Source organism: Micromonospora sp. NPDC005299 (assembly GCF_042872345.1).
GTDB lineage: Bacteria > Actinomycetota > Actinomycetes > Mycobacteriales > Micromonosporaceae > Micromonospora.
In genome coordinates this window covers 1-25,885 of the sequence record NZ_JBIAKG010000020.1, presented here as the reverse complement: position 1 = coordinate 25,885, position 25,885 = coordinate 1, and the positions used below count along the sequence as shown (strand labels likewise).

Annotated in this window: 19 protein-coding genes; 7 read left to right on the top strand and 12 right to left on the bottom strand. The window is 69.6% G+C overall.

Annotated elements, in window-relative coordinates:
- Nucleotides 1–25 precede the first annotated feature (25 nt).
- Nucleotides 26–2,407: a family 43 glycosylhydrolase gene (locus ACFYPD_RS32465; protein ID WP_387122074.1), complete on the top strand. Its 2,382-nt coding sequence runs from the start codon at nucleotides 26–28 to the stop codon at nucleotides 2,405–2,407.
- Between the two features lie 66 nt (nucleotides 2,408–2,473).
- Here ACFYPD_RS32465 and ACFYPD_RS32460 read toward each other — a convergent pair whose 3' ends face one another.
- The 9 genes from ACFYPD_RS32460 to ACFYPD_RS32420 form a co-directional block, all read right to left on the bottom strand.
- The gene (locus ACFYPD_RS32460; RefSeq protein ID WP_387122071.1) at nucleotides 2,474–3,520 is read right to left on the bottom strand and encodes a formylglycine-generating enzyme family protein; all 1,047 of its coding nucleotides are present in this window, start codon (nucleotides 3,518–3,520) and stop codon (nucleotides 2,474–2,476) included.
- 11 nt (nucleotides 3,521–3,531) lie between these two features.
- The gene (locus tag ACFYPD_RS32455) at nucleotides 3,532–4,998 is read right to left on the bottom strand and encodes a sulfatase (RefSeq protein WP_387122068.1); all 1,467 of its coding nucleotides are present in this window, start codon (nucleotides 4,996–4,998) and stop codon (nucleotides 3,532–3,534) included.
- A complete protein-coding gene (locus ACFYPD_RS32450) occupies nucleotides 4,995–6,497 on the bottom strand; it encodes a sulfatase-like hydrolase/transferase (RefSeq protein ID WP_387122066.1) in 1,503 nt (500 codons plus the stop codon). Before ACFYPD_RS32450 ends, ACFYPD_RS32455 begins: the two co-directional genes overlap by 4 nt.
- Nucleotides 6,494–7,486, bottom strand: coding sequence for an aliphatic sulfonate ABC transporter substrate-binding protein (locus ACFYPD_RS32445; RefSeq protein WP_387122063.1), 993 nt, complete (start codon nucleotides 7,484–7,486; stop codon nucleotides 6,494–6,496). The genes ACFYPD_RS32450 and ACFYPD_RS32445 overlap by 4 nt, the downstream gene beginning before the upstream one ends.
- Before the next feature lie 19 nt (nucleotides 7,487–7,505).
- Nucleotides 7,506–8,345, bottom strand: coding sequence for an ABC transporter ATP-binding protein (locus ACFYPD_RS32440; RefSeq protein ID WP_387122060.1), 840 nt, complete (start codon nucleotides 8,343–8,345; stop codon nucleotides 7,506–7,508).
- Nucleotides 8,342–9,163 (bottom strand): ABC transporter permease, encoded by an 822-nt coding sequence (locus ACFYPD_RS32435; RefSeq protein WP_387122057.1) that lies wholly within the window; start codon nucleotides 9,161–9,163, stop codon nucleotides 8,342–8,344. Before ACFYPD_RS32435 ends, ACFYPD_RS32440 begins: the two co-directional genes overlap by 4 nt.
- On the bottom strand, nucleotides 9,147–10,400 hold the full coding sequence (locus ACFYPD_RS32430) for an ROK family protein (RefSeq protein ID WP_387122054.1): 1,254 nt from the start codon (nucleotides 10,398–10,400) through the stop codon (nucleotides 9,147–9,149). The genes ACFYPD_RS32435 and ACFYPD_RS32430 overlap by 17 nt, the downstream gene beginning before the upstream one ends.
- 479 nt (nucleotides 10,401–10,879) lie before the next feature.
- Complete coding sequence (locus tag ACFYPD_RS32425; protein WP_387122051.1) at nucleotides 10,880–12,388, bottom strand: sugar ABC transporter ATP-binding protein; 1,509 nt, start codon at nucleotides 12,386–12,388, stop codon at nucleotides 10,880–10,882.
- A gap of 73 nt (nucleotides 12,389–12,461) precedes the next feature.
- Nucleotides 12,462–13,298 (bottom strand): DeoR/GlpR family DNA-binding transcription regulator, encoded by an 837-nt coding sequence (locus ACFYPD_RS32420; RefSeq protein WP_387122048.1) that lies wholly within the window; start codon nucleotides 13,296–13,298, stop codon nucleotides 12,462–12,464.
- A 258-nt stretch (nucleotides 13,299–13,556) separates the two neighbouring features.
- Between ACFYPD_RS32420 and ACFYPD_RS32415 the strand changes: the two genes are divergently transcribed.
- Nucleotides 13,557–16,043 carry a LamG-like jellyroll fold domain-containing protein gene (locus ACFYPD_RS32415; RefSeq protein ID WP_387122045.1) on the top strand — a complete coding sequence of 829 codons (2,487 nt, stop codon included), beginning with the start codon at nucleotides 13,557–13,559 and terminating at the stop codon, nucleotides 16,041–16,043.
- Nucleotides 16,040–18,931, top strand: coding sequence for a PA14 domain-containing protein (locus tag ACFYPD_RS32410; RefSeq protein ID WP_387122043.1), 2,892 nt, complete (start codon nucleotides 16,040–16,042; stop codon nucleotides 18,929–18,931). The genes ACFYPD_RS32415 and ACFYPD_RS32410 overlap by 4 nt, the downstream gene beginning before the upstream one ends.
- A 121-nt stretch (nucleotides 18,932–19,052) precedes the next feature.
- Here ACFYPD_RS32410 and ACFYPD_RS32405 read toward each other — a convergent pair whose 3' ends face one another.
- Both ACFYPD_RS32405 and ACFYPD_RS32400 read right to left on the bottom strand, forming a co-directional pair.
- Nucleotides 19,053–19,148, bottom strand: coding sequence for a zinc ribbon domain-containing protein (locus ACFYPD_RS32405; RefSeq protein ID WP_387122040.1), 96 nt, complete (start codon nucleotides 19,146–19,148; stop codon nucleotides 19,053–19,055).
- Nucleotides 19,114–19,242 (bottom strand): helix-turn-helix domain-containing protein, encoded by a 129-nt coding sequence (locus tag ACFYPD_RS32400; RefSeq protein ID WP_387122132.1) that lies wholly within the window; start codon nucleotides 19,240–19,242, stop codon nucleotides 19,114–19,116. Before ACFYPD_RS32400 ends, ACFYPD_RS32405 begins: the two co-directional genes overlap by 35 nt.
- Before the next feature lie 143 nt (nucleotides 19,243–19,385).
- On the opposite strand from ACFYPD_RS32400, the gene ACFYPD_RS32395 reads away from it, so the two are divergent.
- The 4 genes from ACFYPD_RS32395 to ACFYPD_RS32380 are packed head-to-tail and all read left to right on the top strand — an operon-like array spanning nucleotide 19,386 to nucleotide 23,950.
- The gene (locus ACFYPD_RS32395) at nucleotides 19,386–20,450 is read left to right on the top strand and encodes an ABC transporter substrate-binding protein (RefSeq protein WP_387122037.1); all 1,065 of its coding nucleotides are present in this window, start codon (nucleotides 19,386–19,388) and stop codon (nucleotides 20,448–20,450) included.
- On the top strand, nucleotides 20,450–21,976 hold the full coding sequence (locus ACFYPD_RS32390; RefSeq protein ID WP_387122034.1) for a sugar ABC transporter ATP-binding protein: 1,527 nt from the start codon (nucleotides 20,450–20,452) through the stop codon (nucleotides 21,974–21,976). Before ACFYPD_RS32395 ends, ACFYPD_RS32390 begins: the two co-directional genes overlap by 1 nt.
- A complete protein-coding gene (locus ACFYPD_RS32385) occupies nucleotides 21,969–22,931 on the top strand; it encodes an ABC transporter permease (RefSeq protein WP_387122031.1) in 963 nt (320 codons plus the stop codon). The genes ACFYPD_RS32390 and ACFYPD_RS32385 overlap by 8 nt, the downstream gene beginning before the upstream one ends.
- On the top strand, nucleotides 22,928–23,950 hold the full coding sequence (locus ACFYPD_RS32380) for an ABC transporter permease (protein WP_387122028.1): 1,023 nt from the start codon (nucleotides 22,928–22,930) through the stop codon (nucleotides 23,948–23,950). The genes ACFYPD_RS32385 and ACFYPD_RS32380 overlap by 4 nt, the downstream gene beginning before the upstream one ends.
- Nucleotides 23,951–25,103: 1,153 nt before the next feature.
- Here the strand turns inward: ACFYPD_RS32380 and ACFYPD_RS32375 are convergent.
- Nucleotides 25,104–25,460, bottom strand: coding sequence for a hypothetical protein (locus ACFYPD_RS32375; protein WP_387122026.1), 357 nt, complete (start codon nucleotides 25,458–25,460; stop codon nucleotides 25,104–25,106).
- Between the last annotated feature and the right edge of the window lie 425 nt (nucleotides 25,461–25,885).

Sequence of the window (25,885 nt, the reverse complement as noted above, 5' to 3'; positions counted from 1 at the left end):
TTCCCGGGCAGAAGGAGATGCGTAGATGACAATTCTTTCCACCCCTCGGCCGCTCGTCGGCGTGGTCCTCGCGGTGCCGTTGTTCGTCGCCGGCATCGCGTTCCCCCACGCGGCTTCCGCAGCGACCGCCTCGCCCCCGCCAGCGACCGCCGGTCAGGTCAGGACGTACGCGAATCCGGTGAGCCAGCACGTTGTCGACACCTTCCCCGATCCGACCATGATCCGCGGCAAGGACGGCGCGTGGTACGCCTACGGCACCACCAACCCGATCTTCAACAGCAAGGGCGAGGCGGGTGAGCACATCCTGCCGATGCTGCGGTCGACCGACCTGGTGTCGTGGCAGTACGCGGGAGACGCGATCGCCGCCGACGCGACCCCCTCCTGGTGGCCGGCCCGGACGCGACCTTGGGCGCCGGACATCAGATATGTCGACGGCACCTACCACCTGACCTACAGCCTCTCCGGCGGCGGAGTCGCGTTGCTGACCAGCGACGGTCCCACCGGGCCGTGGACCGACCACGGCCTGCTCCTCCCGGCGAACAACAGTGGCTGCCCGACGGGCAGCATCGACCAGGCGATGTTCACCGACTCCGACGGCACGCACTACCTCTACTGGGGCAGCTACGACACCATCTGCGTCTCGGCGATGACTCCGGACGCGACCGCCCTGGCCGGCCCGGTGACCCAGGTGGCGCAGGGACGGCGTGCCGAGGGCGGCTTCGTCGTCAAGCGCGACGGCCACTACTACCTGTTCTTCTCCGACGCCGGCTGTTGCGACGGCGCATTCAGCGGTTACACCGTGAAGGTGGGACGCGCCGACGACCCGCGCGGGCCGTTCGTCAACCAGGAGGGGCAGTTCCTCATGGACCGGCGGAGCAAGGGCGGCATCGTCGCCGCCGCCAACGGCAACGGGTTCGTCGGACCGGGCCACAATGCGATCCAGACCGACCTCTCCGGCCAGGACTGGCTCGTCTACCACGCGATTCCGGCCGACGATCCGGACTTCCCGCCGGTGAACGGCGGCGGCGGGCGGTTGGCCGCGCTGTCAAAGCGGCCGCTGATGATCGACCGCCTCGACTGGATCGACGGGTGGCCGGTGCTGCGCGCCGGGGCCGGGCCGTCGAGCGGTGAGCAGCCGGCGCCGGTCACGCAGGCCGTCGCGGGCAGCACCTTCAACGAGGGAATCCCGCCCGAGTGGGTTCCCGCGGGAGCCGGCGTGGGCCGGTGGACCGTCACGCAGGTGCCCGACGCGCAGGGTGTGCTGTCCCAGGCCGGCTCCCCGGCGCAGCCGTCGCTGTTCGTCCAGGCCAGCCCCGTCAGCGGCGACCGGCGGATCGAGGGCGACCTGCGCCTGCCCCAGGCCGGTGACGCCGGTTCGGTCGGGCTGGTGATCTCCGACCGTGGCCCGCAGAATCGTGTCGTCGCGTGGCTCGACCGTGGCCGCCGGGCACTGGTGGTGTCGGTGACGGACCGCGGGGACACCACCGAGACCAGCGCTCCGCTGCCCGCGTCCTTCAACCTGGGCAGCTGGCACACGGTTTCCGCTGAACTCAGGGGTACCAGCCTGAGCGTCGACGTCTCGGCGGACCGGCTGCGCGACGCCCAGGCGGTCGTGCGTACCTCGCTCCCGGACACCCCGGCACCCGGTCGAATCGGCGCGGCGTCGCTCAACGCGCCCGGACAGGCTGACAACATCAGCGCGGCACCCCTCTACCAGCCGGTCACCGAGCGGGTGCCCGACCCGGTGCTGGGCGATCTCAAGCCGGCCTACTCGGACGAGTTCAACGCAACAGGCCGCCCCGAGTCGTCCGATCCGTCATGGGGCTGGGTCCGCGGGACGTCGGCCGTCGCCGGCGAGAGTGGTGGCGCCCTCACGTGGTCCAGCCAGAGCGCCGACCTGTACAACGCCAACAACACCGCATCCGTGCTGCTGCGCGACACGCCTGAGGGGGACTTCGCGGTGGAGACGAAGCTGGACTTCACCGGCACGAACCCGGCCCAGCAGGCGGGGATCGTGCTGTACGAGAACGACGACCGCTACCTCAAGCTGGTCCACTCGGTGCTACCGATCAACCGGATCCCCGCTGCGGTGACGCACCAGACCGAGTTCGGCAAGGAGGGTGAGCGACCTACCACCACGCCCCCGATGCCGGTGTTCAACGGGCCGATGTTCGGCGGTCCGCCGGCCGGGACGACGTGGCTGCGCCTGGTTTACCACTACGACGCCGCGCGCCAGGAGCACGACGTGCGGATGGCGTCCAGCACCGATGGGACGCACTGGGTGTGGGGTGGCACCTGGTCGCTTCCGGTTCAGGGCAAGCTGCGGATCGGGCTCGTCTCGATGGGCGGTGCCGGGGCAGTCGCCAGCTTCGACTACGTGCGCACCTACGGGATTGTGTCCCGCTGACCGGGCAGCAGCCGGAAAGGCCGGTGCGCCAGTGGCGGGCCGGCCTTTCCGTGCCCGGGCCGCCCGTCAGGTGACCGGTCCCAGGGCGACCGTGCGGAAGCCAGCGTTGCCCATGGACGAGTCGGGTGTGTTCGCGGAGCGGGCGGAGTTGCGGTACCGGTTGCAGTAGGAGTCGTGGCAGAGGTAGGAGCCCCCGCGCAGCACCCGCGAATTCCCGGACAGCGGGCCCTGCGGGTCACGCTCAGGGGAGTGCGGGTAGTAACCGGGGTCGTACCAGTCGGAACACCATTCCCAGACGTTGCCGACGGTCTGCCACAGGCCGAAGCCGTTCGGTGCGAACGTGCGGACCGGCGCCGTGGTCAGGTATCCGTCGTCGAGGTCGTTGCGGGTCGGGAAGCGGCCCTGCCAGATGTTGCAGCGCCACCTGCCGTCGTCGTCGAGGAGGCGATCTCCCCAGGGGTACCGGGCGCCGTCAAGGCGGCCGCGGGAAGCGTACTCCCACTCGGCCTCGGTGGGCAGCCGGCGGCCGGCCCACCGGCAGTAGGCCATCGCGTCGTTCCAGCTCACGTGGACGACCGGGTGGTCGTCCAGCCCGTCCAGGTCGGAGCGCGGGCCGTGCGGATGCTGCCAGTCGGCCCCGCGTACGCCGAGCCACCACGGGGTGCCGGCCGCCGGGCCCATCACCTCGTCGGGGGCGGCCCGGACGGCCAGATGGAACACGGCGGAGAAGCCGAACGTCTCGGCCTCGGTGCGGTAGCCCGTCGCGGCCACGAAGCGCGCGAAGTCGGCGTTGGTGACCGGCGTGGTGTCGATGGCGAACGGCGAGAGGACGACCGGGTGGACGGGGCCCTCACCGTCGCCGGGGTTGCCGTCGCCGCTCGCGTCGCCCATCCGAAACCGGCCTCCCGGCACGTCCGCCTGTGCAACAGTGTGCCGGCTGGTGGCCAATCGTGCGGTCGCAGTTCCGGTGGGGGAGGGGGCGGTGACGCCCGGTTCGGGCTCGGGGGTCGCGATCGGGGAATCACCGGGGCCAAGCGCCGCCCGGAGGGCCCGTATGCCGGGTGCGCAGCAGGCGGAGCCGTGCTCTCGCGGATCGTCGTGCCGTTGGTTCATCGGCACTCCGATCAGCTCGCGACCGGGCGGTCCGGGCGGAGGCGCTCGGGCACCGGGTGGCTCGGGTGCGGTTCGTCGCAGACGGCCGCCTGGGCCAGCCACATCCGCGCCTTGAGGTCCTCGCGTACCGCGGCGTAAGCCGAGTCGTTGTAGACGTTGCGCACCTCGTCCGGATCCTCGAGCAGGTCGTAGAGTTCCCACTCGGGTGGATAGGTTCGGGATGAGCTGCCGGGGACGCCGAGGCCGTCGTTGTAGAAGTAGATGAGCTTGTGGCGGGCCGTACGGTACCCGTAGTGGGCCGGTGTCCGGTGGTTGCTGTCGTCATGTTCCCAGTACCGGTAGTACATCCCCTCCGCCGGAGGCTCGCCGCGGGCGCCGGTGAGGTCGGGCCAGAAACTGCGGCCCTGCATCCGCTCGTGGTGCGGCACCCCGGCGGCGTCCAGGATCGACTGCGCGAAGTCGACGTTGGTGACGATCCCGTCGTGAACCTGGCCGGCGGCAACCGCCCGTGGATAGCTCAGCAGCAGGGGCATACGCAGCGACTGTTCATACATGAAGCGCTTGTCGAACCACCCGTGCTCACCAAGAAAGAAACCCTGGTCGGAGGAGTAGATCAGGACGGTGTCGTCGAACTGGCCCCGCTGTCGGAGCCAGTCGATGACCCGGCCGACGCTGTCGTCGACGGAGGCGACGCAGGCCAGGTAGTCCTCCATGTACCGCTGGTACTTCCAGCGGGCCTGCTCCTCGTACGACATCCCGTCGGGGACCGGCTGTTTGAGGTCCTCCACCGTCAGGTGGTCCGCGATCCGCATGGCCGCCCGTCGCGCCGACGAGGTGCGCGTGGCGTAGTCGTCGGCGAAGGTGGCGGGCACCGGGATGTGCCCCGCGTACATCCCGGCGTGCGCCTCGTCGGGCTCCCACGAGCGGTGCGGCGCCTTGTGGCAGATCAGAACGCACCACGGGTCGTCCCCGAACAGCGAGTCGAGCCACCGCAGGGACAGGTCGGTGATCAGGTCCGTGGCGTAGCCGCCCTCGGTACGCAGGCCCTCGGCGGAGAGGAACCGGGGATCGAAGTACTCGCCCTGTTCGATGAGCACGTCCCAGTAGTCGAAGTTCTGCGGGTCGTGTCCCGCGCCGTCGCCCAGGTGCCACTTGCCGACGATCGCGGTGCGGTAGCCGGCGTCGCGGAGCTGGGAGACGAACGTCGGCTGGGCCGCGTCGATCGGCGTGACGAGGGTCTTCACGCCGTTCACATGGCTGTACGTGCCGGTGAGGATCGTGGCGCGACTCGGCGAACACAGCGAGTTGGTGACGAAGCAGTTTTCGAAGCGGACCCCGTGCTCGCCGATCTCGTCGATCCGCGGGGTGCGGTTGACGGCCGACCCGTAGGCGCTGACCGCGTGCGCGGCGTGATCGTCGGTGAGGACCATGACGATGTCGGGCCGTCGCGGTCGGCCGTTCAACCCAGCCGAGGTCACGGCTTCGACCCCTGGTAGGTCGCCTCGTCCAGGCCGCTCAGCGTCGGGTCGTAGCGGGTCTCCCCGACGTCGTACATGGACGTCATCCAGTGGTAGAACTTGTCGCCCCGTTCCTGCAGGAGCTGGTACAGCCGGTGCATCATCCGCGTCCGGATCTCCGCCATCTCAGGGTGCTCGTAGAGGTTGAGCAACTCGTCCGGGTCGAGCTGCAGGTCGTACAGCTCGTTCACCGAGTCGGGGTTGACCACGAGCTTGTAGCGGTCCGTCCGCAGCATCCGCTGCGCATACGGGAAGTGGTGGCCGTGGAACTCGCACACGAGGTCCTCCTCCCAGCGCGCCTCACCGCCGCCGACCAGCGGCAGCAGGCTGCGCGAGTCGACCGCCGACTTCGGGTCGAGACCGGCGAGTTCGAGGATCGTCGCCGTGCAGTCCAGCAGGCTCACGAACTCGGTGCGAACCACGCCGCCCGGCTCGCCCGGCACCCGGAGCAGGCCCGGGGTGCGGTAGATGTCCTCGTACATCGCCGGCCCCTTGTCGTGCAGTCGGTGCGCGCCGGTGAACTCTCCGTGGTCGCAGGTGAAGAACACCGAGGTGTCCTCGACGAGACCGAGGCGTTGCAGGGCGTCCAGCACGCGCCCGATCTGCCGGTCGATGAGCGCCACGTAACCGTGATACACGGCGATGAGTTTGCGGGTGGTCTCGATCGGCATGGTGTCGAAGGTCCAGTGTGCGCTGTAGTTCTTCTGCACCGGGGGTTTGCCGTGGAAGGTCTCGGCGACCGAGCGGGGCAGTTCGACGTCCTCGGGGTCGACGAGGTCGAAGTACTCGTCCGGGAGGATGTACGGCAGGTGCGGGCCGAAGAAGTGTAGGGCGAGGAAAAACGGCTGGTCGCGGTCCCGGGCGGCCTCCGCGTACCGTTCGAGGAGTTCGATGGTGCGGGTGGCCAGGTAGTGCTCGAAGGTCGCCTCCACCGGTTGGTGCAGGCGTGCGGCCAGCAGGTTGCCGGGGCCGCCGTTGGGCAGCGTGCCGCGGATCCGGTCGGAGATCTCGTAGGGCGGGAGGTCCCGCTCGGCGAGATAGGCCAGGTAGTCGGGGTTGTCCACGGGGTTGTGCCAGCCCGGCAGCTCCGGCCCGTCGAAGCCGAAGTCGCGCGCTGTCTTCTCCGTGCCCACATGCCACTTGCCGATGAGGCCGCAGTTGTAGCCCGCTTGCCGCAACGCCGCCGAGAAGGTGAACTGCCCGTCCGGCAGGTCCTCGATGTAGCCCACGTTGCGTTCGTTGTTGGCCAGCAGTTTGTGGCGGAAGGGCGCCTGACCGGTGAGCAGGCTGGCTCTGGCCGGAGTGCAGATCGCGGTGGGCGTGTACCACCGGTCGAACCGGGTTCCGGTCCGTGCCAGCTCGTCCAGGACGGGCGTCGCCCGGGGGCTGCCGTACACCCCGAGCGTGTCCGCCCGGTGCTGGTCGGTCATCAGGAAGAGGATGTTCTTCGGTCCGGTCACTGAGCTGCCGCCATGAACAGGTCGCCGGTGTAGTAGCTCTTCGGGTCCGCCGGAGACTTCAGCTTGCCCGCCTGGACGAAGTAGTCGCTCATCCCGGTGAGCCACTTGTCGATGGTGCCGTCCTTGGTCATCGTGTCCAGCTCGTCGACTGAGAGGACCTTGACGTTGGCCGCGTCGGCCTTGACCTGGTCCACCGGGATTTTGAGCATCTTCGCGGTCAGCGCGATGCTCTGGTCCATGTTCTCGGAGCGGTAGCGCATCGCGTCGCGCAGCACGGCGAGCACCTTCTCGGTCTTCGCCTTCTCGTTGGCGACGACCTGGTTGCCGGCGACGAACGCGGTGGGGAAGGAGACCTCGGAGGCGAAGTCGTCGTTCTTGGCGAGCTCGACCAGGTCCGGTACCTGCTTCTTGATCGTCGCGGTCGCCGGATACCAGAAGCCGGCGGCGTCGATCTTCTTGGACGAGAACGCCGAGACGATCGTGGAGGGGTCCATCGGGACGACCTTGACGTCCTGTTTCGTCATGCCCGCCTTCTTCAACGCGAGCGTGAGGATCATGTCACCCGACGTGCCCTCCGGGACGCCGACGGTCTTGCCCTTCAGCTGCTGGATGGACGTGATACCGGGCTGGGCGATGACCCGGTCGGCGTTGCCCAGGGTGTTGATCGCGACGACCTTGGCCTGACCGGAGGCGGGCAGCCACATGGCGCCGGGCCCGATGTAGCCGAAGTCGAGGTCGCCGGCACCGAGGGCCTGGATCTGCAGCGGACCGTTCGTGAACACCTTGGCGTCGGCCTTGAGCCCGTGCTTCGCCCAGAGCTTCTGGTCGTTGGCGATGGCGAGCAGGCTGGTGCCGTTGAAATCGCCGATGTATCCGAACGTGACCTCCTCCGCCTTGCCGCCGGAGCCGGAGTCACTCTCACAGCCGGTGAGCAGCGCGGCGACGATGGCACCGGCGGCGGCGGCGATGAGTCTGCGGGAGACTCTCATGATCAAAACATCCTTCGGATCAGGCCGTCGTGAGTGACGGTGCGGGGGGTGAGGAAGGGGTGGTGCCGTCCTGGTGGTAGACCGAGTGCCAGACCCGGTTGCGGAGCGCGGCGAACTCCGGGCTCAGCCGAAACTCCTCCGATCGGGGATACGGGAGGTCGACGTCGATGACGTCGTAGATGCGTCCGGGCCGTGCCGCCATGACGACGACGCGGTTGGCGAGGAACACGGCCTCGTCCACGTCGTGCGTGATGAACATGACCGTGCGTTGCTCCTTGCTCCACGTGTCGAGCAGTTGTTCCTGGAGCTTGACCCGGGTGAGGGCGTCGAGCGCGCCGAAGGGCTCGTCCATCAACAAGATCGACGGGTTCACCGCGTACGCGCGGGCGATGGCACAGCGCTGCCGCATGCCGCCCGAGAGCATCTTCGGCAGGGCGTCGGCGAAGTCCTCCAGGCCGACCATCCGGATGAAGTACTCGGCCCGCTCGCGGCGCTCCGCCTTCGGCACGCGGGCGGTCTTCAGGCCGAACTCCACGTTCTTGCGTACAGTCAGCCAGGGGAAGAGCGCGTACTGCTGGAAGATGACCCCCCGCTCGGGACCCGGGCCAGACACGGGTGTCCCATCCACGATCGCTCGGCCATCGGTCGGCTCCTCCAGCCCGGCGAGGATGTTGAGCAGGGTGCTCTTGCCGCAACCCGACGGCCCGACCACGGTGACGAACTCGTTGTCAGCGATGTCGAGAGACACCTGGTCGAGTGCGGTGAACGTCTGCCGGCCCAGCGAGAACGTCTTGGTGACCGCCTGTACCGAAATCTTGGCGGCCTGCGTGCCGGGACGTGGCGAATTCGAGGTGGTCATCGGCGCTCCTGCCATCCGGTCAGCCTGCGTTCGGCCACGAGCAGCACGCGGTCCATCAGCAGGCCGAGGATCCCGATCGAGATCAGACCGACGAAGATCGTCGGGAGGTCGTAGTAGAGCTGGGCGTTCTGCATGCGGTAGCCCAGGCCCTGCTGGGCAGCGATCAGCTCGGCGGCAACCAGGGTGGCCCACGCCGAGCCGAGGCCGACCCGCATGCCCACGAGGATGAACGGAGTGGAGGCGGGCACCACCACCCGGGCGAAGATTCCGGCATCCCGCGTGCCGAGCACCCGCGCCGCGTTGATCAGCGTACGGTCGACGCTCACCACGCCCTGAAACGTAGAGATGACGCAGGCCAGAAAGGCCGCCAGGAAGATGACGAAGATCTTCGGCGCCTCGTCGATACCCATCAGCACGATTGCGAGCGGGATGATGGCCAGCGGCGGGATGGTGCGGAAGAACTGGATCCACGGCTCGACCAGGCCGCGCACGACGCCGTACCACCCCATGAGGAAACCGATCGGGATGGCCGCCGCCGTACCGAGGACGAAACCGGCCAGCACCCGACCGAGACTGACCAGGATGTCGTTCTCCAGCGTGCCGTCGGCGAGCAAATCCCCGGCCCGCGAGACGACCTCGGTCGGCTGTGGCACCTTCACGCCGAGGGCCGCGAGGGCCCACCAGACGCCGATGCCGAGCGCTATGGACACAGCGTTCAACGCCAGCGGCAGTCCGCGTGGACGGCCGCGGCGCGTCTGCGATGACGCGAGCCGGTTGTCACGTCCGGTGTGCGCAGCCGGTTCAATGATGACGGCCATGGGACACCCTTTCGATCGTGGTCTGCGGGACGCGGATACCGCCCCCGCTGCAGGCGGCGCCTGCCTTCGGGGGCTCGGGGTAGGCCGCCAGCAGCGGCGAACTGTGAAACAGCGCGGCCAGGCCGCCCAGCGCGCCGTCGTCGTCCGAGAGCTCCGCCGCGCGGACGACCGGAATGCTGGCGGCATCCGGCAGGAGCTCGTAGGCGATGGTGGCGCGGACCTGCTGGACGATGACGGGGGCGACGCGCACGATCTCGCCGCCGATGACGATCTCGGCAGGGTTCAGCGCCATCGCCGCCGTGCCGACGACCCGGCCGATGGCGGCGGCCGCCGCACGCAACACCTGCTCGACGATCGGGTGTGACCGTTCGACCGCCGCGCGGAGTCCGTCGAGGTCGTCGACCGCGACGCCGCGGGTCCGGCAGTTCGCCAGGATCGCCGGTACCGACGCGACGGTCTCCAGGCAGCCGTTCTTACCGCACCGGCACGACCCGCCGTGCACGTTGACCCTGACGTGGCCGAACTCGCCGGCGAGTCCGGTCGATCCCGTGACGAGGCGGCCGCCCACGACCAGGCCACCACCCACTCCGTCGGAAACCCGTACGTAGATCAGGTCGTCGACGGTGCCGCTACCACTGATCGCCTCGGCGAGAGCGGCGAAGCGGGTGTTGTTGTCCACCAGCACCGAGGCGTCGAACCGGCTCGCGAACGCGGCGCCGACGTCCTCGACGGTGTCGAGCAGGCCCAGTGCCGGGACCTGCCGTGGTGCGGGGTGCGCAGCCGGCGGAACCGGATGCGGTCCGGGCACCCCGATACCGACGCCCTGCAGCGCGCCGTAGTGCACGTCCGTCTCGTCGGTGAGCCGGTCGATCAGCCGGAAGGCGGCGTCCAGCCGTTCCGGCCACGGCGCGTCGTCCTCATAGCGTTCAGAGCCGGACGCGATGATCTCGTGCGACGCGTCGGCAACCGCAACGCAGACCCGCCGGTGGCCGAAGTCGACCCCCATGAACTGCCCGGAGGAGGGGTCCAGGGCGAGCCGTTCGGCCGGGCGTCCACTGCCCTCGCGCTTCGCCGCGTCGGTATCCACCACCACGATGGCGCCGCGCTGCAGGAGGCTCGCGGTGATCTCGGAAAGCGTAGAGCGCGAGAGCCCGACGGCGCGGGCGATCTGGCTCCGGCTCAACGCTCCCTGCTCCCGCAGGGTGCGTAACACGCGCTCCTCGTGCGTCAGCCGCACGAGGGCGTGTACTCCGTTTGATGACGGCACGGTGACGACCGTTACAGCGGCGAATTATTCCGTCAACCTTCCGACAAAATTCGGCTCGAATTTGTCAGGAGTCCCGACCCTGACCGCTCGCCGGCGGTGCGCCCCTGGCCGGGCCGCCAGTCACGGCCTGGGCCCCGCCGCGCATGAGTTTCCCGGTCGGCGCCGGCCGCCGGTGCGGCGCGTACGCCTGCCCGGTCGCCAGCCCTCGCGGCCGTCGGTGTGGTCGTGCGGTCTTCCCGGGGCCGTCTGGGGATGTGCCGCCGCTGGTGCCCGGCCGGTGAGCCGTGCGTCCGCAGCGGCCCGCCGCTGGTGTTTCGCTTGGAGAGCCGCGCGTACGAAAGCCGGGGATCGACAGAGGTTCGCCGGCCCCGCCCGGCCGGCTGTGTTCGTCCTGCCCCGCAATCACTGCGAGAGAGTCTCGGCCTGAGTCTCGGCGTCGTCGTCGGCGGTCACGTCGCCGCGAGCAGCGCCATGATGTTCTTCTCGCTGACGTTCGGGCCGGTCAGCTGACCGGCGACGGCGCCGTCGCGCAGCACCAGGACGCGGTCGCAGGAACCGACGAGTTCCTCCAGGTCGGAGGAGATCAGCATGACCGCCAGCCCGTCCACCGCGAGATCGTCGATGAGGGCCTGCACTTCGGACTTGGTGCCGATGTCGATGCCGCGGGTGGGTTCGTCGAGCATCAGGACCCGGGGGTGGGTGGCGAGCCAGCGTGCCAGCAGCACCTTCTGCTGGTTGCCGCCGGAGAGTTCCCCGACCGGCTGGTGCGGGCTGGTCGCCTTGATCCGTAGCCGCCGCATGAAGGTCTCGACGATCCGGTCGAGCCGGGCCTCGGAGACGATGCCGGCGCGGGAGAGTCGGGGGAGTGCGGCGAGCGCGATGTTGTCGCGGACCGACAGTGAGGCGATGATGCCCTCGGTCGTACGGTTCTGCGGCAGCAGTCCCACTCCGGCTCGGACGGCGCCGGCGATCGAGCGCTGGCGCAGGCGGGCGCCGGAGACGGTCACCTGCCCGGCGTCCAGCGGCATCGCGCCGGCGATCGCCTTCGCCGTCTCGCTGCGACCGGCGCCCAGCAGGCCGCTGAGGCCGACGACCTCGCCCGGTCGGAGGTTGATCGACACGCCGCCGAGCACGTGGCGGCGGGTGAGGCCGGTGGCCTGCAGGATCGGCGGGTCGGCGGGCTCGACGGCTGATGCGCCGCCGCTCGTGGTCGTCCCGAGCGTCACCCGGTGGCCGAGCATCAGCGACACGAGTCGCATCCGGTCGAGGCCGGCGAGCGGGCCGGTGTGTACCACTCGGCCGTCGCGCAGCACGGTGGCCCGGTCGCAGATCCGCTCGATCTCAGTGAGACGGTGGCTGACGTAGACGATCGAACGGCCCTGGTCGCGCAGCGTGTCGAGCATGCTGAGCAGTCGTTCGGCCTGTTCGTCGTCCAGGCCGGCGGTGGGTTCGTCGAGGACGATCACCAAGGTGCCGGTGGCGATCGCGCGGGCCACGGCGACCAACTGCTGGATTCCGGCGTCGAACGCCTCGAGGGGCTGTCGTACGTCGATCCGCAGGCCGCAGTCGGCCATGACGTCGCGCGCCCGGGCGTTCATCCGCGCGACGTTGATGAGGCCGAGCCGGTGGCGCGGTTCGCGGCCGAGGAACAGGTTGCGGGCGACGCTCATCTGGGGGACGAGATTGGCCTCCTGGTGGACCGCGCCGATCCCGGCGCGCTCGGCGTCGCGGGGGGAGGAGAACCGTACCGGCGTGCCGTGCAGCCGCAGCACCCCGGCGTCCGGTCGGTCGATGCCGCAGAGCACCTTGACCAGCGTCGACTTGCCGGCGCCGTTCTCGCCGAGGATGGCGTGCACCTCGCCCCGCCGGAGCGTGAACGAGATGTGGTCGAGGGCGCGTGTGCCGGGGAAGTCGCGGACCACGCCCCCGGCTTCGATCACAGTGCTGCTGCCTGCCACGGCGCCTCCTCGTAGCGGCCGGCGAGTCGGCTGAGGCGAATGATTGCGCACGGTGGGTGCAAAGGTAAAGACGTCAGGGGCGGGCGACGTGTAGTCGGACGGCCCGGTTGGCCAATTCGTCGAGCACGTCGCGGGGGGCCGCGTCGTCGGTCACGAGGTGGTCGATCTCGTCCGTGGGGATGGTCTGCACCATGGTGTCCACTCCGATCTTGGTGTGGTCGGCGAGTACGACGATCTCCTCGGCGGCCGCGGCGAGCGCCCGGTCGACGCTGGCGACCTGCATGTTCGGCGTGGAGACGCCCCGTTCGGGGGTGAGGCCGTTGCCCGAGACGAAGGCCCGGCGGACCCGTAGCCCGGCGAGCGAGCGCTCGGCGGCGCTGCCCACCAGCGCGAGGATGGCGCCGCGCAGCGTGCCGCCGGTGAGGACAACCTCGACCCGCGGCGCGTTAGCGAGCGCCTGGGCCACCAGCAGCGAGTTGGTCACGACGGCAAGCTCGGCGTACCGGGTGAGCTGCTGGGCGAAGAGTTGCGTGGTGGTGCCGGCGCCGATGACGATGGCGTCGCCGTCCTCGACGAGCGAGGCGGCGAGCTCGGCGATGGCGGCCTTCTCGGCGGCGGCGACCTGGGCCTTCTGGGCGTAGGTGGGTTCCCGGGACAGCGCGCCGGGCGGGGTGGCCAGCGCGCCTGGCAGGGTCGCCCCGCCGTGATGGCGGTTGAGCAGCCCGTCGGCCTCCAGGATCCGCAGGTCACGTCGCACGGTGACCTCTGAGGACTGGACGGCCTGGGCGATGTCCCGCAGGGAGACCGCGCCGTTGGCGTGCATCAGTTCGAGGATGCGTTGCCGGCGCTCGGCGGCGAACATGCTTCGCCGGCCCTCGGTCGCCGTCCGCGAGTCGTCGCCAGGTGCCACGTTGTCCTCTCTTCGTGAACGGGTCGGTCTGGTTCTGATCGTACTCTGCACCTCCCCCACCCCCGTGAGAGCGCTCCCGGATCGTTTCTGATCGGATCTGATCGAATGGTATTGACTTGGGATCGTGACGGTGATTGATTGTTTCTCAACGATTTCAGGCAGGCCTGCACCCGGCCCGGCCGGCTCCACCGCCGGCCCTGGCCCGGGCGCTGCGGCCTGCCCTCTCACGCCATGCTCGTGAGAAAGGGGCCCTGAACGATGAGAAGAGCAGCCACCGCGCTGATCGCCGCGGCCTGCGTGATCGGCGGCGTGCCAGGGGTCGCGCGCGCCGAGGCGACCTGGCATCCGGGCACACCACCGATCGCCACGCCGTGGACCGGCCAGGTGTCGCCCGACAATGCGCTTCCCGACTACCCCCGCCCTCAGCTGGTCCGTAAGAGGTGGGAGAGCCTGAACGGAGTCTGGCAGTTCGCGGGGGCACAGGAAGGCGAAGCCCCGCCGATCGGCGAGCAGCTCAGCGAGCGGGTGCTCGTGCCGTACCCGATCGAGTCGGCGCTGTCCGGCATTCAGCGGCACGAGGACCGCATGTGGTACCGGCGCTCCTTCCAGGTGCCGGCGAACTGGCGGATCGGCGGCGACGAGCGGCTGCGCCTCAACTTCGGCGCCGTCGACTACGACGCCACGGTCTGGGTCAACGGCGTCCAGGTCGCCACCCACCGTGGCGGCTACGACAGCTTCAGCGTCGACGTCACCGACGCCCTGCGCGGTCGGGGCGCCCAGGAGTTGGTGGTCGGCGTCGAGGACCGCACCGACAAGACCTGGCAGCCGATCGGCAAGCAGCGCAACGTGCCGGACCGGGGGATCTTCTACACCTCGTCGTCCGGCATCTGGCAGAGCGTCTGGATGGAGCCGGTGCCGGCGAGCCACGTCGACCGGCTACGGATGACGCCCGACGCGGACGATGCCAGCCTCCGGCTCACCGCGCAGGTCGCCGAGGGCGACGGCCGTACGGTCGAGGCCGTCGCGTACGCCGGCAACAAGGTCGTCGGCCGCGCCTCGGGACCGGCCGGCGCCGAGCTGCGCGTCCCGGTGCCAAACCCGCAGCTCTGGTCGCCCGACTCGCCGTACCTCTACGACCTGACGGTGCGGGTGCTGGACGGCCCGAAGGAGGTCGACCGGGTCGAGTCCTACTTCGGCATGCGCGAGGTGACCAAGGTCAAGGGCGCGGACGGGAAGCTCCACCTGGCCCTCAACGGCAAGATCCTGTTCAATCTGTCCACCCTCGACCAGGGTTACTGGCCGGACGGCATCTACACCGCGCCGACCGACGAGGCGTTGCGCTTCGACATCGCCGAGACCAAGCGGCTCGGCTTCAACACGATACGCAAGCACATCAAGGTGGAGCCGGACCGGTGGTATTACTGGGCCGACCGCCTGGGCCTCATGGTGTGGCAGGACATGCCCGCCATGCGTACCGGCGGTATCCCGCCGGTCGACGCGCAGCAGGAGTTCGAGCGGCAGCTGAAGGAGATCGTCGACGAGCACCAGAGCTGGACGTCCATCACGGTGTGGGTGCCGTTCAACGAGGGCTGGGGCGAGTGGGACCGCACCGCTACCGGACGGATCGCCGACGAGCTGCGCGCCCAGGACACCAGCCGGATGGTCAACGCGCACAGCGGCGTGAACTGCTGCGCCTCCAAGGGCGACTCGGGGCGCGGCGACATCATTGACTTTCACCAATACCTCGGCCCGGCCTCACCGATCCCCAGCGGGGACCGGGTCGCCGTGGACGGCGAGCACGGCGGCCTCGGGCTGGAGGTGCCCGGCCACATGTGGTTCGGCGACGGGCACGGCTACGAGATGACGCCGGACAGCACCACCCTCACCCGGCGCTACGTGGAGAACCAGCGCGACCTGCTGACCGTGGCCAACCGGTGCGGGCTCTCCGGCGGTGTCTACACCCAGACCACCGACGTGGAGCACGAGGTCAACGGGTTCTACACCTACGACCGCCAGATCCAGAAGATGGACTTCGACCGGGTCCGGGACGTCAACCGCGCCATCGTCCGCTCGGTCGACGGCACCGGCGCGAACGCACCGCAGCTCCCGCCGGGCACGCCCGGGCTGACCGGGGTGGGCTGGTGGCCGCTGGACGAGGGCACCGGCACAGTGACCGACGACAAGGCCGGCAACCACGACGGGACGCTGATGAACGGCGCGACGTGGACCACCGGCCACTCCGGCAGCGCGGTGCAGCTCAACGGCGTGAACCAGTACGTCGACACCGGCGCCGCGATCCTCGACACCACCGGCAACTACACCGCGTCGGCCTGGGTGAAGTTGGACAGCCTCGGCGGGTTCGCCACCGCGGTTAGCCAGGACGGCAGCAACCACAGCGCCTTCTTCCTGCAGTACTCGGGCGCGGACAACCGGTTCGCGTTCAGCTTCGCCGGGGTCCGGGCGCTCGCGCCGACCGCACCGCAGACCGGCCGCTGGTACCACCTGGTCGGCGTGCGGGACGCCGCCACCGGCACGCTGACGCTCTACGTCGACGGGCAACGGGCCGGCACGGCCAGCTCCTGCCTGGGCGAGGCGTCCAGCGGACCGACCGTCATCGGGCGGGCCTGGTACAACAGCGGCCCGGTCGACTACTGGCGCGGCGCGATCGACCAGGTGCAGGTCTACGACCGCGCCCTGTCCGCCGCCGAGGTCGCCCAGCTCTACGCAGCGGGAGCCAGCAAGTGAGGCGGATCCGCTTCGTCGCCGTCGTCGCCGCGGTGTTGACCGCGGCGGCGACGGCCGCCCCCGGCGCCGCCGCACCGCCGGAGGGCCCCCCGCCGGCTGCCGCGTCGCCGTATCCCACCGTCGGCGCGGGCACCCACTTCCTCGATCACCGGCGCTACCTGACCGGGTACGCCGAGCCGGCCTGGTACGAGGCGAACATCCCCTTCGTGGACCTGCCCGACCAGCAGATCCAGGACGTCTACTACTACCGCTGGCGGGTGTGGAAGGAGCACCTGCGCTACACCGGCCCGACCGACGGCTGGGTGCTGACCGAGTTCCTTGACTGCTGCGGGTACTCGGCGCCGTACCAGGCCATCAATGCCGCAGCCGGGCACCACATCACCGAGGGTCGCTGGGTGCGCGACGGGAGCTACCTGAACGACTATCTGACCTTCTGGCTTACCGGTCCGGGGCAGCGGCCGCAGACGGTCAACCCGGAGGCGCCCGACTGGGCGCACGAGTACAGCTTCTGGGCCGCGACGGCCGCCTACCAACGCGCGCAGGTGACCGGCGACTTCGCCTTCCTCCAGCGCCTGCAGGACGCCCTGATCGACCAGTACCGCGATTGGGACAACCACTTCGATCCGGAGCTGGGGCTCTACTGGCAGCGCCCGGTCTGGGACGCCAAGGAGCTGTCCCCGGCGAGCTACGCCTCCAGCGACCGCTTCGGCGGCGTGCACACCTTCCGGCCGTCCATCAACGCCTACCAGTACGGCGACGCGCTGGCGATCAGCGCGATCGCCCGGCGCAACGGCGACGAGAAGGTCGCCGCTGAGTACGCCGGGCGCTCGGCGGCGCTCAAGGCCAACGCGCACCGGTGGCTGTGGGACCCGGAGGCGAAGTTCTGGCTGGACATCGTCGACGAGAACAACCCGACCCACGAGCGGCAGCAGGTCCGCACCGAGGTCGGCTTCATCCCGTGGCAGTTCGGCCTGGCCGAGCCGGCCGACTCGGTGGCCTGGCGGCAGCTGCTGGACCCGCAGGGCTTCGCCTCGACGTACGGGCCGACGACGGTCGAACGGCGCAGCCCCTACTTCATGAGCGAGGCCGCCCAGGGGTGCTGCCACTGGGACGGACCCTCCTGGCCGTACAGCACCGCACAGGCGCTGACCGGCCTGGCGAACCTGCTCGACGACCAGCCGGCGCAGGACGACATCGGCCGCGACGACTACTACGCCCTGCTGCGGACCTATGTGCTCACCCAGTACCGCGACGGCCGACCGTACGTCGCCGAGGCACACCACCCGGACGAGAAACGCTGGATCTACGACGGGCACTCGCACAGCGAGGACTACCTCCACTCGTCGTACACCGACCTGGTCATCTCGGGTCTGCTCGGCCTGCGCCCACAGGACGGCGGCACGCTGAAGCTGAAGCCGCTGGTGCCGAGCGCCTGGGACCACTACGCGATCGAGAACGTGCCCTACCACGGGCACAACGTGACGGTGCTGTGGGATCGGGACGGTTCCCACTACGGGCAGGGCGCCGGGTTGCGCGTGTACGTCGACGGCGCGCCGCGTACGATGGCCGCCGAGCCCGGCCCGCTCACCGTGCCGGTCGGTGCGGCCGAGCCGGCCCCGCAGACCGTACGCCTGGCCAACGACGCGGCGAATCCCCTGCGCACCGGCTACCCCAAGCCCATCGCGTCCTACACCTCGCCGTACGACAACCCCTGGAACGCGCTGGACGGCAAGGTGTGGTTCAACGAGGTGCCGCAGAACACCCGGTGGACCAACTACCGGTCGCCCAACGCGCAGGACTGGTACGGCGTCGACTTCGGCGGCCCGACCCGGATCCAGGACGTGCGCTGGTACGGCTACGACGACGGTGGCGGCGTACAGGCCGCAGCGGACTACCGGTTGCAGTACTGGACCGACGGCGCCTGGGTCGACGTCCCGGAGCAACGCCGTTCCAGCCAGCACCCGATCGGGAACGGCCTCAACCGGATCACCTTCCCGGCGCTGACGACCGACCGGCTCCGGGTGCTCTTCACCAACCCCGACGGGGCGTTCGTCGGCGTCAACGAACTGCAGGCATGGAGCCCCTCCAGCGCGGCCGCCGGATTCGTCGTCGGCGACGGCGGCCACGTGTCCGTGCGGCCGGGCCACGCCACCACCGTGACCACCACGTTCACCAACCGGTCCGACCGGCCCGCCGAAGACGTCTCGGTCAGCCTCGCGGCGCCGCGAGGCTGGACGGTGACGCCCCTGGACGCCGTGCTCACCCGGCGCGTGCCACCGGCCGGGACGATCACCACCAGGTGGTCGGTCCACCCGGCGGACGGTGTGGCACCGTGCGACGACGCGGCGCTGACCGGCGAGGCTGTCTACACCGTCGACGGGGTGCGGCAGCCGACGCACGCCCGCGCGACCGTCGAGGTCGGCTACGACCCGGCGCAGCCGCGCGGCCTGCGCGGCGACTACTACGTGAGTACGGGACCGGGGGCCTTCGACTTCGGTGCGCTGAAATCGTCCGCGGTCGACCCCAACCTCGACTTCGACGATTTCGAACCGGTCCTGCGGCAGCGCACCGGCCAGTCCGACGACGTCACGGTCCGGTGGACCGGCTCGATCGTGCCCAGGTACTCGCAGACCTACACCTTCTCGATGATCGGCGATAACGGCTTCCGGCTGTGGGTCGACGGGCGACTGTTGATCGACAACTGGATGGACAACTGGGACGTCGAGCGGAGCGCCGCCCCGATCACCCTGCGGGCGGGGACCAGCTACGACATCAAGGTCGAGTACTTCGAGCACTACGGCGGCTCGAACCTGCACCTGCGCTGGCAGAGCCCGAGCCAGCCGAAGGGCGTCGTCGAGACCTGTGCGCTGTATCCCCCTGCCGATTGACATCCTCCCGGCCCTGAAGGGGGCCGGGATTCTCACGGTCACCCGTGAGGTTTCCTGTTTCATCGCCGACTGCCTTGCCGGGAGGTCTCCCTTGAGGTCTTACATCCGCTCCGCAGGAGTTTTACCTCTCCGCCAGCCCGGCGGCGAGGATGTTCTTCGCGGCGTTGATGTCCCGGTCGTGCTCAACCCCGCAACTCGGGCATATCCAGGCGCGCACGGTGAGGGTAAGCGCGCACGCACCCGAACGTCCGGCTCAACTGTTCGGCCTGCTCAGGAGACGGATAAAAGCGGTACCTGTACGCCCGCTTCACCACCTCACCCACGCCTCACACCCCACCAGCCGTCCATATAAGACAAATATCGAGGGAAGGGAGCGGCGTTTCCTCCCGGCCCTGGACGGCCGGGTCTCCACGCCGCAAATCCGATGAAGAATCCCTTAGCGAAAGGACCTCTCATGTCCAGGACCTCCGGATTGGCCGCGGTCGCGCTGGCCGCCCTGCTCACCACCGCGGCCTGCGCCAAGAGCGAGGACAGCGGCGACACGCCCGCACCAGCCGGCAGCGCGGGCCAGCAGGCCGTGCAGAGCGCGGGCGCCACCGGCCCCACCTGCACCCTGCAGAGCTTTGGCGGGCAGAAGTTCGACCTCAAGAAGGACATGGTCGGCTTCTCCCAGTCGGAGAAGGAAGCCAACCCGTTCCGCATCGCCGAAACCAAGTCCATCAAGGACGAGGCCGCCAAGCTCGGCATCGCCAACTTGCGGGTCACCAACGCCCAGTCCCAGTTCTCCAAGCAGATCTCGGACGTTCAGCAACTCATCGCCCAGGGCGCCAAGCTGCTGGTCATCGCGCCGTTGAACTCCGACGGCTGGGAGCCGGTGCTGAAGCAGGCGGCGGAGAAGAAGATCCCGATCATCACCATCGACCGCAAGATCAACGCTCAGCCGTGCACCGACTACCTCACCTTCATCGGCTCGGACTTCTACGAGCAGGGCAAGCGGGCGGCCGACCAGATGATCCAGGCCCTCGGCGGCCAGGGTGAGGTCGCCATCCTCCTCGGCGCGCCCGGCAACAACGTCACCACCGACCGGACCAAGGGCTTCAAGGACCGCATCCAGGAGAAGGCACCCGGCATCACCGTCTCGTTCGAGCAGACCGGCGAATTCACCCGGGAAAAGGGTCAGCAGGTCACCGAGCAGCTGATCCAGTCCCGACCCGGCACCAAGGGCATCTACGCCGAGAACGACGAGATGGCGCTCGGCGCGGTGACGGCGCTCAAGGGCGCCGGCAAGTCACCCGGCCAGGTCAAGATCGTGTCGGTGGACGGCACCCGCGCCGCCGTGCAGGGCATCGTCGGCGGCTGGCTCTCCGCAGTCGTCGAGTCGAACCCGCGCTTCGGCCCGCTCGCCTTCTCCACCACCCAGAAGTTCCTCGACGGGGAGGGGATCCCGGCCACCGTGATCATCAGTGACCAGGAGTACACCACGGCGAACGCCAAGGAGAGCCTGGGAAACGCGTACTGATGGCGACCGCGGTTCTGGAGGCCCGGGGAATCTCGAAGGGATTCCCCGGCGTCCTCGCCCTCGACGACGTGTCCTTCCGGCTGGACGCAGGGCAGGTCCACGCCCTCGTCGGCGAGAACGGCGCCGGCAAGTCCACCCTGATCAAGGTCCTCACCGGCGTGTACTGGCCGGACCGTGGGACGCTGCTGCTGCGCGACGAGCCGGTCACCTTCGACAACCCCCTCGCCGCCCAGCGGGCCGGGATCTCGACCATCTACCAGGAGGTCAACCTGGTCCCGCAGATGAGCCTCGCGCACAACCTGCTGCTCGGGCGGGAACCGCGCAGCCGGCTCGGGGTGATCGACACGACGCAGCTGTACGCCGAGGCCGAGCGGGTGATGACCCGGTACGGCATCCGCACCGACGTGCGCCGCTCGCTGCGCTCGCTCGGCATGGGCACCCAGCAGATGGTGGCCCTTGCCCGCGCCGTCTCGATCGAGGCCCGCGTAGTGATCATGGATGAGCCGACCTCGGCCCTGGAACCGCGGGAGGTGGACACCCTCTTCGGTGTCATCGCCGGCCTGCGATCGGAGGGCATCTCGGTGATCTACGTGAGCCACCGCCTCGACGAGCTGTACCGGATCTGTGACCGGGTCACCGTGCTGCGCGACGGCCGGGTCGCGCACGACGGGCCGCTCGACGAGCTGGCCCGGGTGGACCTGGTCGCCCTGATGCTCGGCCGCGACCCCGCCGAGATCCGGCGCGACGGCGCGACGAGGTTCACCGGCGAGCACGCCACCATGGCCGGCGAGCCGCTCGTCGAGGCCCGCTCGGTGTCCCGCCGACCGGTCCTGCGCGACGTGTCCGTGCAGGTCCGTCCCGGCGAGGTGGTGGGCCTGGGCGGGCTGCTGGGCGCCGGGCGCAGCGAGACGGCCAAGGCGATCGCCGGTGCCCTACCGGTCGACGCCGGCACGGTGCGGGTAGCCGGGCAACAGGTACGTCGTGGCTCTCCGGCGGCGGCGATCCGGGCCGGCGTCAGTCTCGTCCCAGAGGACCGCAAGGCCGAGGGGATCGTGCCGACCCTGTCGGTACGGGACAACATCGCGCTGGCCGCCCTGCCCCAGCTGTCCCGGTCCGGAGTGGTGTCCGACGCCCGGATCGACCGGATCGTCGACAGCTTCATGCGGCGGCTGCGCATCAAGGCCGCCTCGCCGTACCAGAAGGTCTCCGAGTTGTCCGGCGGCAACCAGCAGAAGGTCCTGCTGGCCCGTTCACTGGCCACCGGCGCCAAGGTCCTGCTGCTCGACGAACCCACCCGGGGCATCGACGTCGGCGCCAAGGCCGAGGTGCAGGCGCTCATCGACGAGCTTGCGGCCGAAGGGCTCGGCGTGCTGCTGATCTCATCCGATCTGGAGGAACTCGTCGAAGGGGCGGACCGGGTTGTGGTCCTGCGCGACGGCGCGGTCGCGGGCGAGCTGAGCGGCGCCCAGGTGACGGAAGAAGCGATCATGGCAACGATTGCCGGGACGGGAGAGACCGATGGCTGAGCTCGCGGCCGCGCCGCACGTGTGGGGAGGGCGGGCACGCCTGCTCGCGTGGCTGCAGGAGTACGGCGTCTACGCCTCGGTGCTCGCGCTCCTGCTCTTCAACGTGCTGTTCACGCCGCACTTCCTGGAGGTGGCGAACTTCCGGACGCAGCTCATCCAGGTCGCGCCGGTCGTGATCACCTCACTCGGCATGGCGCTGGTGATCGGCACCGAGGGCATCGACCTGTCCGTCGGTGCCGTCATGGCGCTCGCCTCGGCGATGGTGGTGCTCTACCTCGGCTACGGCGCTCCGGTCGCGATCGTCGCGGCCCTGATCGCCGGCGCGGCCGCCGGCGCCGCCGGCGGCGCGCTGGTGGCGTACGTGGGGGTGCAGCCGATCGTGGCGACGCTGGCGCTTCTGGTCGGCGTACGCGGCGTGGCGAACGTGCTGGTGCCGCAGCTGACCGAGTTCCGCAACCCCACGCTGATCACCCTGGGCAGCCGGTCGGTGCTGGGACTGCCGCTCGTGGTCATCGTCGCGGCGGTGCTCACCGTGCTGGTCGGGTTCCTGATCAAGCGCACCACCTTCGGCCGGCAGTTGGTCGCCGTGGGCGGCAACCGGGCCGCGAGCCGGCTGTCCGGCCTGCCGGTCCGACGCGTCCTGATCACGGTCTACATCATCTCCGGCCTGCTCGCCGCGGTGGCCGGCGTGCTGGCCACGTCCCGGCTGCAGGCCAGCGACCCCACCTCGCTGGGCCTGCTCATGGAACTGTCCGCGATCACCGCCGTGGTCGTCGGGGGCACCCCGCTCACCGGCGGCCGGGTCCGCGTGCTCGGCACCGTGATGGGTGCCCTGCTCATCCAGCTCCTCCAGGCCACGCTCATCAAGCACAACCTGCCGCAGTCCTGGACCCAGATGGTCCAAGCGGTCATCATCCTGGCCGCCGTCTACGCCGCCCGAGGGAGGCGCGCATGACCACCACAACGACCACCGCTGCGGACGCGGACCCCGGCACCGATGCGCGGCGCGGGCCGGGCATGCTGCGCCGCGAACGGATCGGCCACCTGCTGCAGCACCACGGCGCGCCCATGGTGCTGGCGGTCACCGTCGTGGTCGGGGCCGTCGCCTTCGATTCGTTCGCCACCCCGCAGAACACCGCGAACATCGCGGTGTCGTCGTCGTTCCTGGCCATCGTCGCGATCGGGATGACCTTCGTCATCATCAGCGGCGGCATCGACCTCTCCGTCGGCTCGTCCTTCGTGCTCGCCGGTGTGCTGGCCGCCTACGGCTCCCGGTACGGGCTGCTCGTCGCACTGCTGCTGCCGCTCACCGTGTGCGGCGCGATCGGACTGGTGCAAGGGCTGATCGTGGCACGCACCGGCATGGCACCGTTCATCGTGACCCTGGCCGGGCTGCTCGGCATGCGGGGCCTCATGCTCGCCGTATCCGACGAGGGGGCGAACACCTACCTGGTGCAGAACGACGCGTTCAGCGCCCTGGGCCAAGCGTCCTTCCTGGGCCTCACCGTGCCCGTCTGGATCACGCTGGGTCTGGCCCTGCTGGGCGGGGTGCTGCTGCAACGCACCGGCTTCGGCCAGAACGTCTACGCGATCGGCGGCAGCGAGGAGGCCGCGGTCCTCATGGGCGTGCCGGTCACCCGGGTCAAGGTCCTCGTCTATCTCATCTCCGGGCTGCTCGCCGGATTGGCGGGCGCCCTCAACGCCGCCCGCCTGTCCTCCGGGGTCACCATCCTCGGTGCCGGCATGGAACTCGACATCATCGCCGCCGTGGTGATCGGCGGCACGCTACTCACCGGTGGTTCCGGCGGTCTCACCGGCACGATGGCGGGTGTGCTCCTGCTCGGGGTCATCCAGAGCCTGATCAATCAGATCGGCGTGCTCACCTCGTCGTTCCAGCAGGTCGTCAGCGGCGCGTTCCTCGCTCTGGTGGTGGTTACCCAGCGGATCCTGCACCGGGCGCAGCGGCTGTCCTGAGGGCGGCCCCGGGCTGCACCAGCGCCAGGGGCGCAGCAGGACGCCGCCTGACGAGCTGCGGCTGACCGGCCGTTGGTGGTTTCGGACCATCACCGGCAGGTCCCCTTGGGCGACGAGCCGCCGCCCAAGGGGACCTGGACGAGGTGGATGTAGGCCCCAGACGGTGCCCGCTCGTCGGAGAGGGCGAGGCACCATCGTGCGAGATCCCGCAGACCGGCTCGGTCGCCGAAGATCTCAACTGAGCCGTCCACGATCTCTACGGACAGTGTGCCACCCTCCACGGCGCCACAACGCCACGCGCGCTGTCGTAGCCGGGGACCGAAACGCGATCTCATCCACGCAGCGAGTGTGCCCCACGCTGAGCCGTCGCTGCCTCGCCGTGCCACCCCGGAGGTGGAGGCGCTACGTAATACATCATTTGAATGGCGACACCCCCAGCCACCAGGCCGCCTAATACTGCAACGGCAGTTATGGCGGGTAGCCGCGGTGGCGGTAGTGGCTGGTGCGGGCTTGGTGTTGGCGTCGGCGGCGCCAGTCTGACCAGGCCCAGATGCGTGCGGGGCAGCGCGGGACGGTGAGGATCAGGGACACCATGAGTCGGCGGATCTCCGGTACGGTGTAGCCGATCATCATGCGCTGCAGCTCGGGGTGAAGGGGCAACGCGCCGGTAGGTGGGCCGAGACCTCGGTCTGGTACCGGCGGATGAGGCCGATGGCCAACCCCGTTGATCCGCCACCTGATTGCAACGAATTCAGGAACGTGAGCGGGTGCTGGGCCAGTGCCGAGGCCAGGTCCTGTGCGCAGTTCAGCCACGCCAACGGTGTTGTGCCGCCGAGGCAGCACCAGCAGGGGCAGGCTGGAAAGGGGGGTTCGCTGGCGCTCATGGCCGCTCCTCAGAGTCAAGATCGCTCCGGAGCGTAGCCCCTACCAGGCGGCGGAGACGGGTGGATGACCTCCGTCAGGCTGAGTCAGCAAAGAGTCAGCAAACGGCTCGCTACGGGTCGATGACGGCTGGAAAGGTGTGACAAGGTCGCCGGTGCATGAGCGCACGCGACGACCTCCGTTGATGCGGGATGGTTAGCCCGACCAGGCTCCCCCGGCGGGGGTCGTCGGTCTGGTCGGTGAGGGTTCCGCCGTGGTCACCGCAACCCGTTCACGTTGAGCGGGCGCGAAACAGGACCACCGACGCAGCGAGAAGGCAGCCCAGGTGACAGACCACGGTGGCAATGAGGAGGGGGAAGTACCACCATCCGTAGAGGTCTCGGGTGTACTGCTGGTGCGCGAGGTCGATCGGCGCGACGAGCGGCGTGCAGAGGTCGATCACGATGGTCAGCGCGGCAGCGGGAAGCGCCATCGCGATGTGCTCGTTGTGGTAGGCCCACCCCCTGAGCAGGTAGCCCGGCGCCGCGGTGGTGAGGAAGAGGGCGGTCAGGGCGCACCCGAGCAGGAGCGGCAGCACGGACTGGTCACCGGCCTCGCCGGTGAATGGGAACGCGCGGCGCTGCGACACCGCCGAGGCGAGGATTCTCGTCCATCCGGGCGACTAGCACTCCGGTCACCACCACCGCTGTCCCGGCCAGGGCGGTTGCCAGCCAGACCAGTCTCAGGCCCACGCGGCGGGCACGATGGGTGGGTTGAGGGGACGCCGGTACGTTGACGGGCACCGATCGACGCTAACCGGGCGGGTCTGGGGTGCGCGATCACATGCGCTCCGGGTCCAGCGCACTTCCTCCGGGCATTGGTGCGGGCCGGTTCCGCTCTTCGCGGGAAGCAGCGTGACATCAGTGGTCGACATCAACAGTGACGGCCGAGGCCGGACGAGCGCAGAGGGGTGCTCGCCGGCTCTGTTGCGTTGGTCGTGGGCAAGATCGAGGCAGGCTTGACCTGTGAAGGTGTCGACCCGTCCTCGCCTCTGGCTACCGCCGAAGTCCGCGT

Excerpts from the sequence above, each read along its gene's own strand:
- ACFYPD_RS32415 (WP_387122045.1), top strand. The coding sequence starts at position 13,557 with ATGAGAAGAGCAGCCACCGCGCTGATCGCCGCGGCCTGCGTGATCGGC.
- ACFYPD_RS32435 (WP_387122057.1), bottom strand. The coding sequence starts at position 9,163 with ATGGCCGTCATCATTGAACCGGCTGCGCACACCGGACGTGACAACCGG.
- ACFYPD_RS32440 (WP_387122060.1), bottom strand. The coding sequence starts at position 8,345 with ATGACCACCTCGAATTCGCCACGTCCCGGCACGCAGGCCGCCAAGATT.
- ACFYPD_RS32465 (WP_387122074.1), top strand. The coding sequence starts at position 26 with ATGACAATTCTTTCCACCCCTCGGCCGCTCGTCGGCGTGGTCCTCGCG.
- ACFYPD_RS32390 (WP_387122034.1), top strand. The coding sequence starts at position 20,450 with ATGGCGACCGCGGTTCTGGAGGCCCGGGGAATCTCGAAGGGATTCCCC.
- ACFYPD_RS32395 (WP_387122037.1), top strand. The coding sequence starts at position 19,386 with ATGTCCAGGACCTCCGGATTGGCCGCGGTCGCGCTGGCCGCCCTGCTC.
- ACFYPD_RS32385 (WP_387122031.1), top strand. The coding sequence starts at position 21,969 with ATGGCTGAGCTCGCGGCCGCGCCGCACGTGTGGGGAGGGCGGGCACGC.
- ACFYPD_RS32380 (WP_387122028.1), top strand. The coding sequence starts at position 22,928 with ATGACCACCACAACGACCACCGCTGCGGACGCGGACCCCGGCACCGAT.
- ACFYPD_RS32460 (WP_387122071.1), bottom strand. The coding sequence starts at position 3,520 with ATGAACCAACGGCACGACGATCCGCGAGAGCACGGCTCCGCCTGCTGC.
- ACFYPD_RS32445 (WP_387122063.1), bottom strand. The coding sequence starts at position 7,486 with ATGAGAGTCTCCCGCAGACTCATCGCCGCCGCCGCCGGTGCCATCGTC.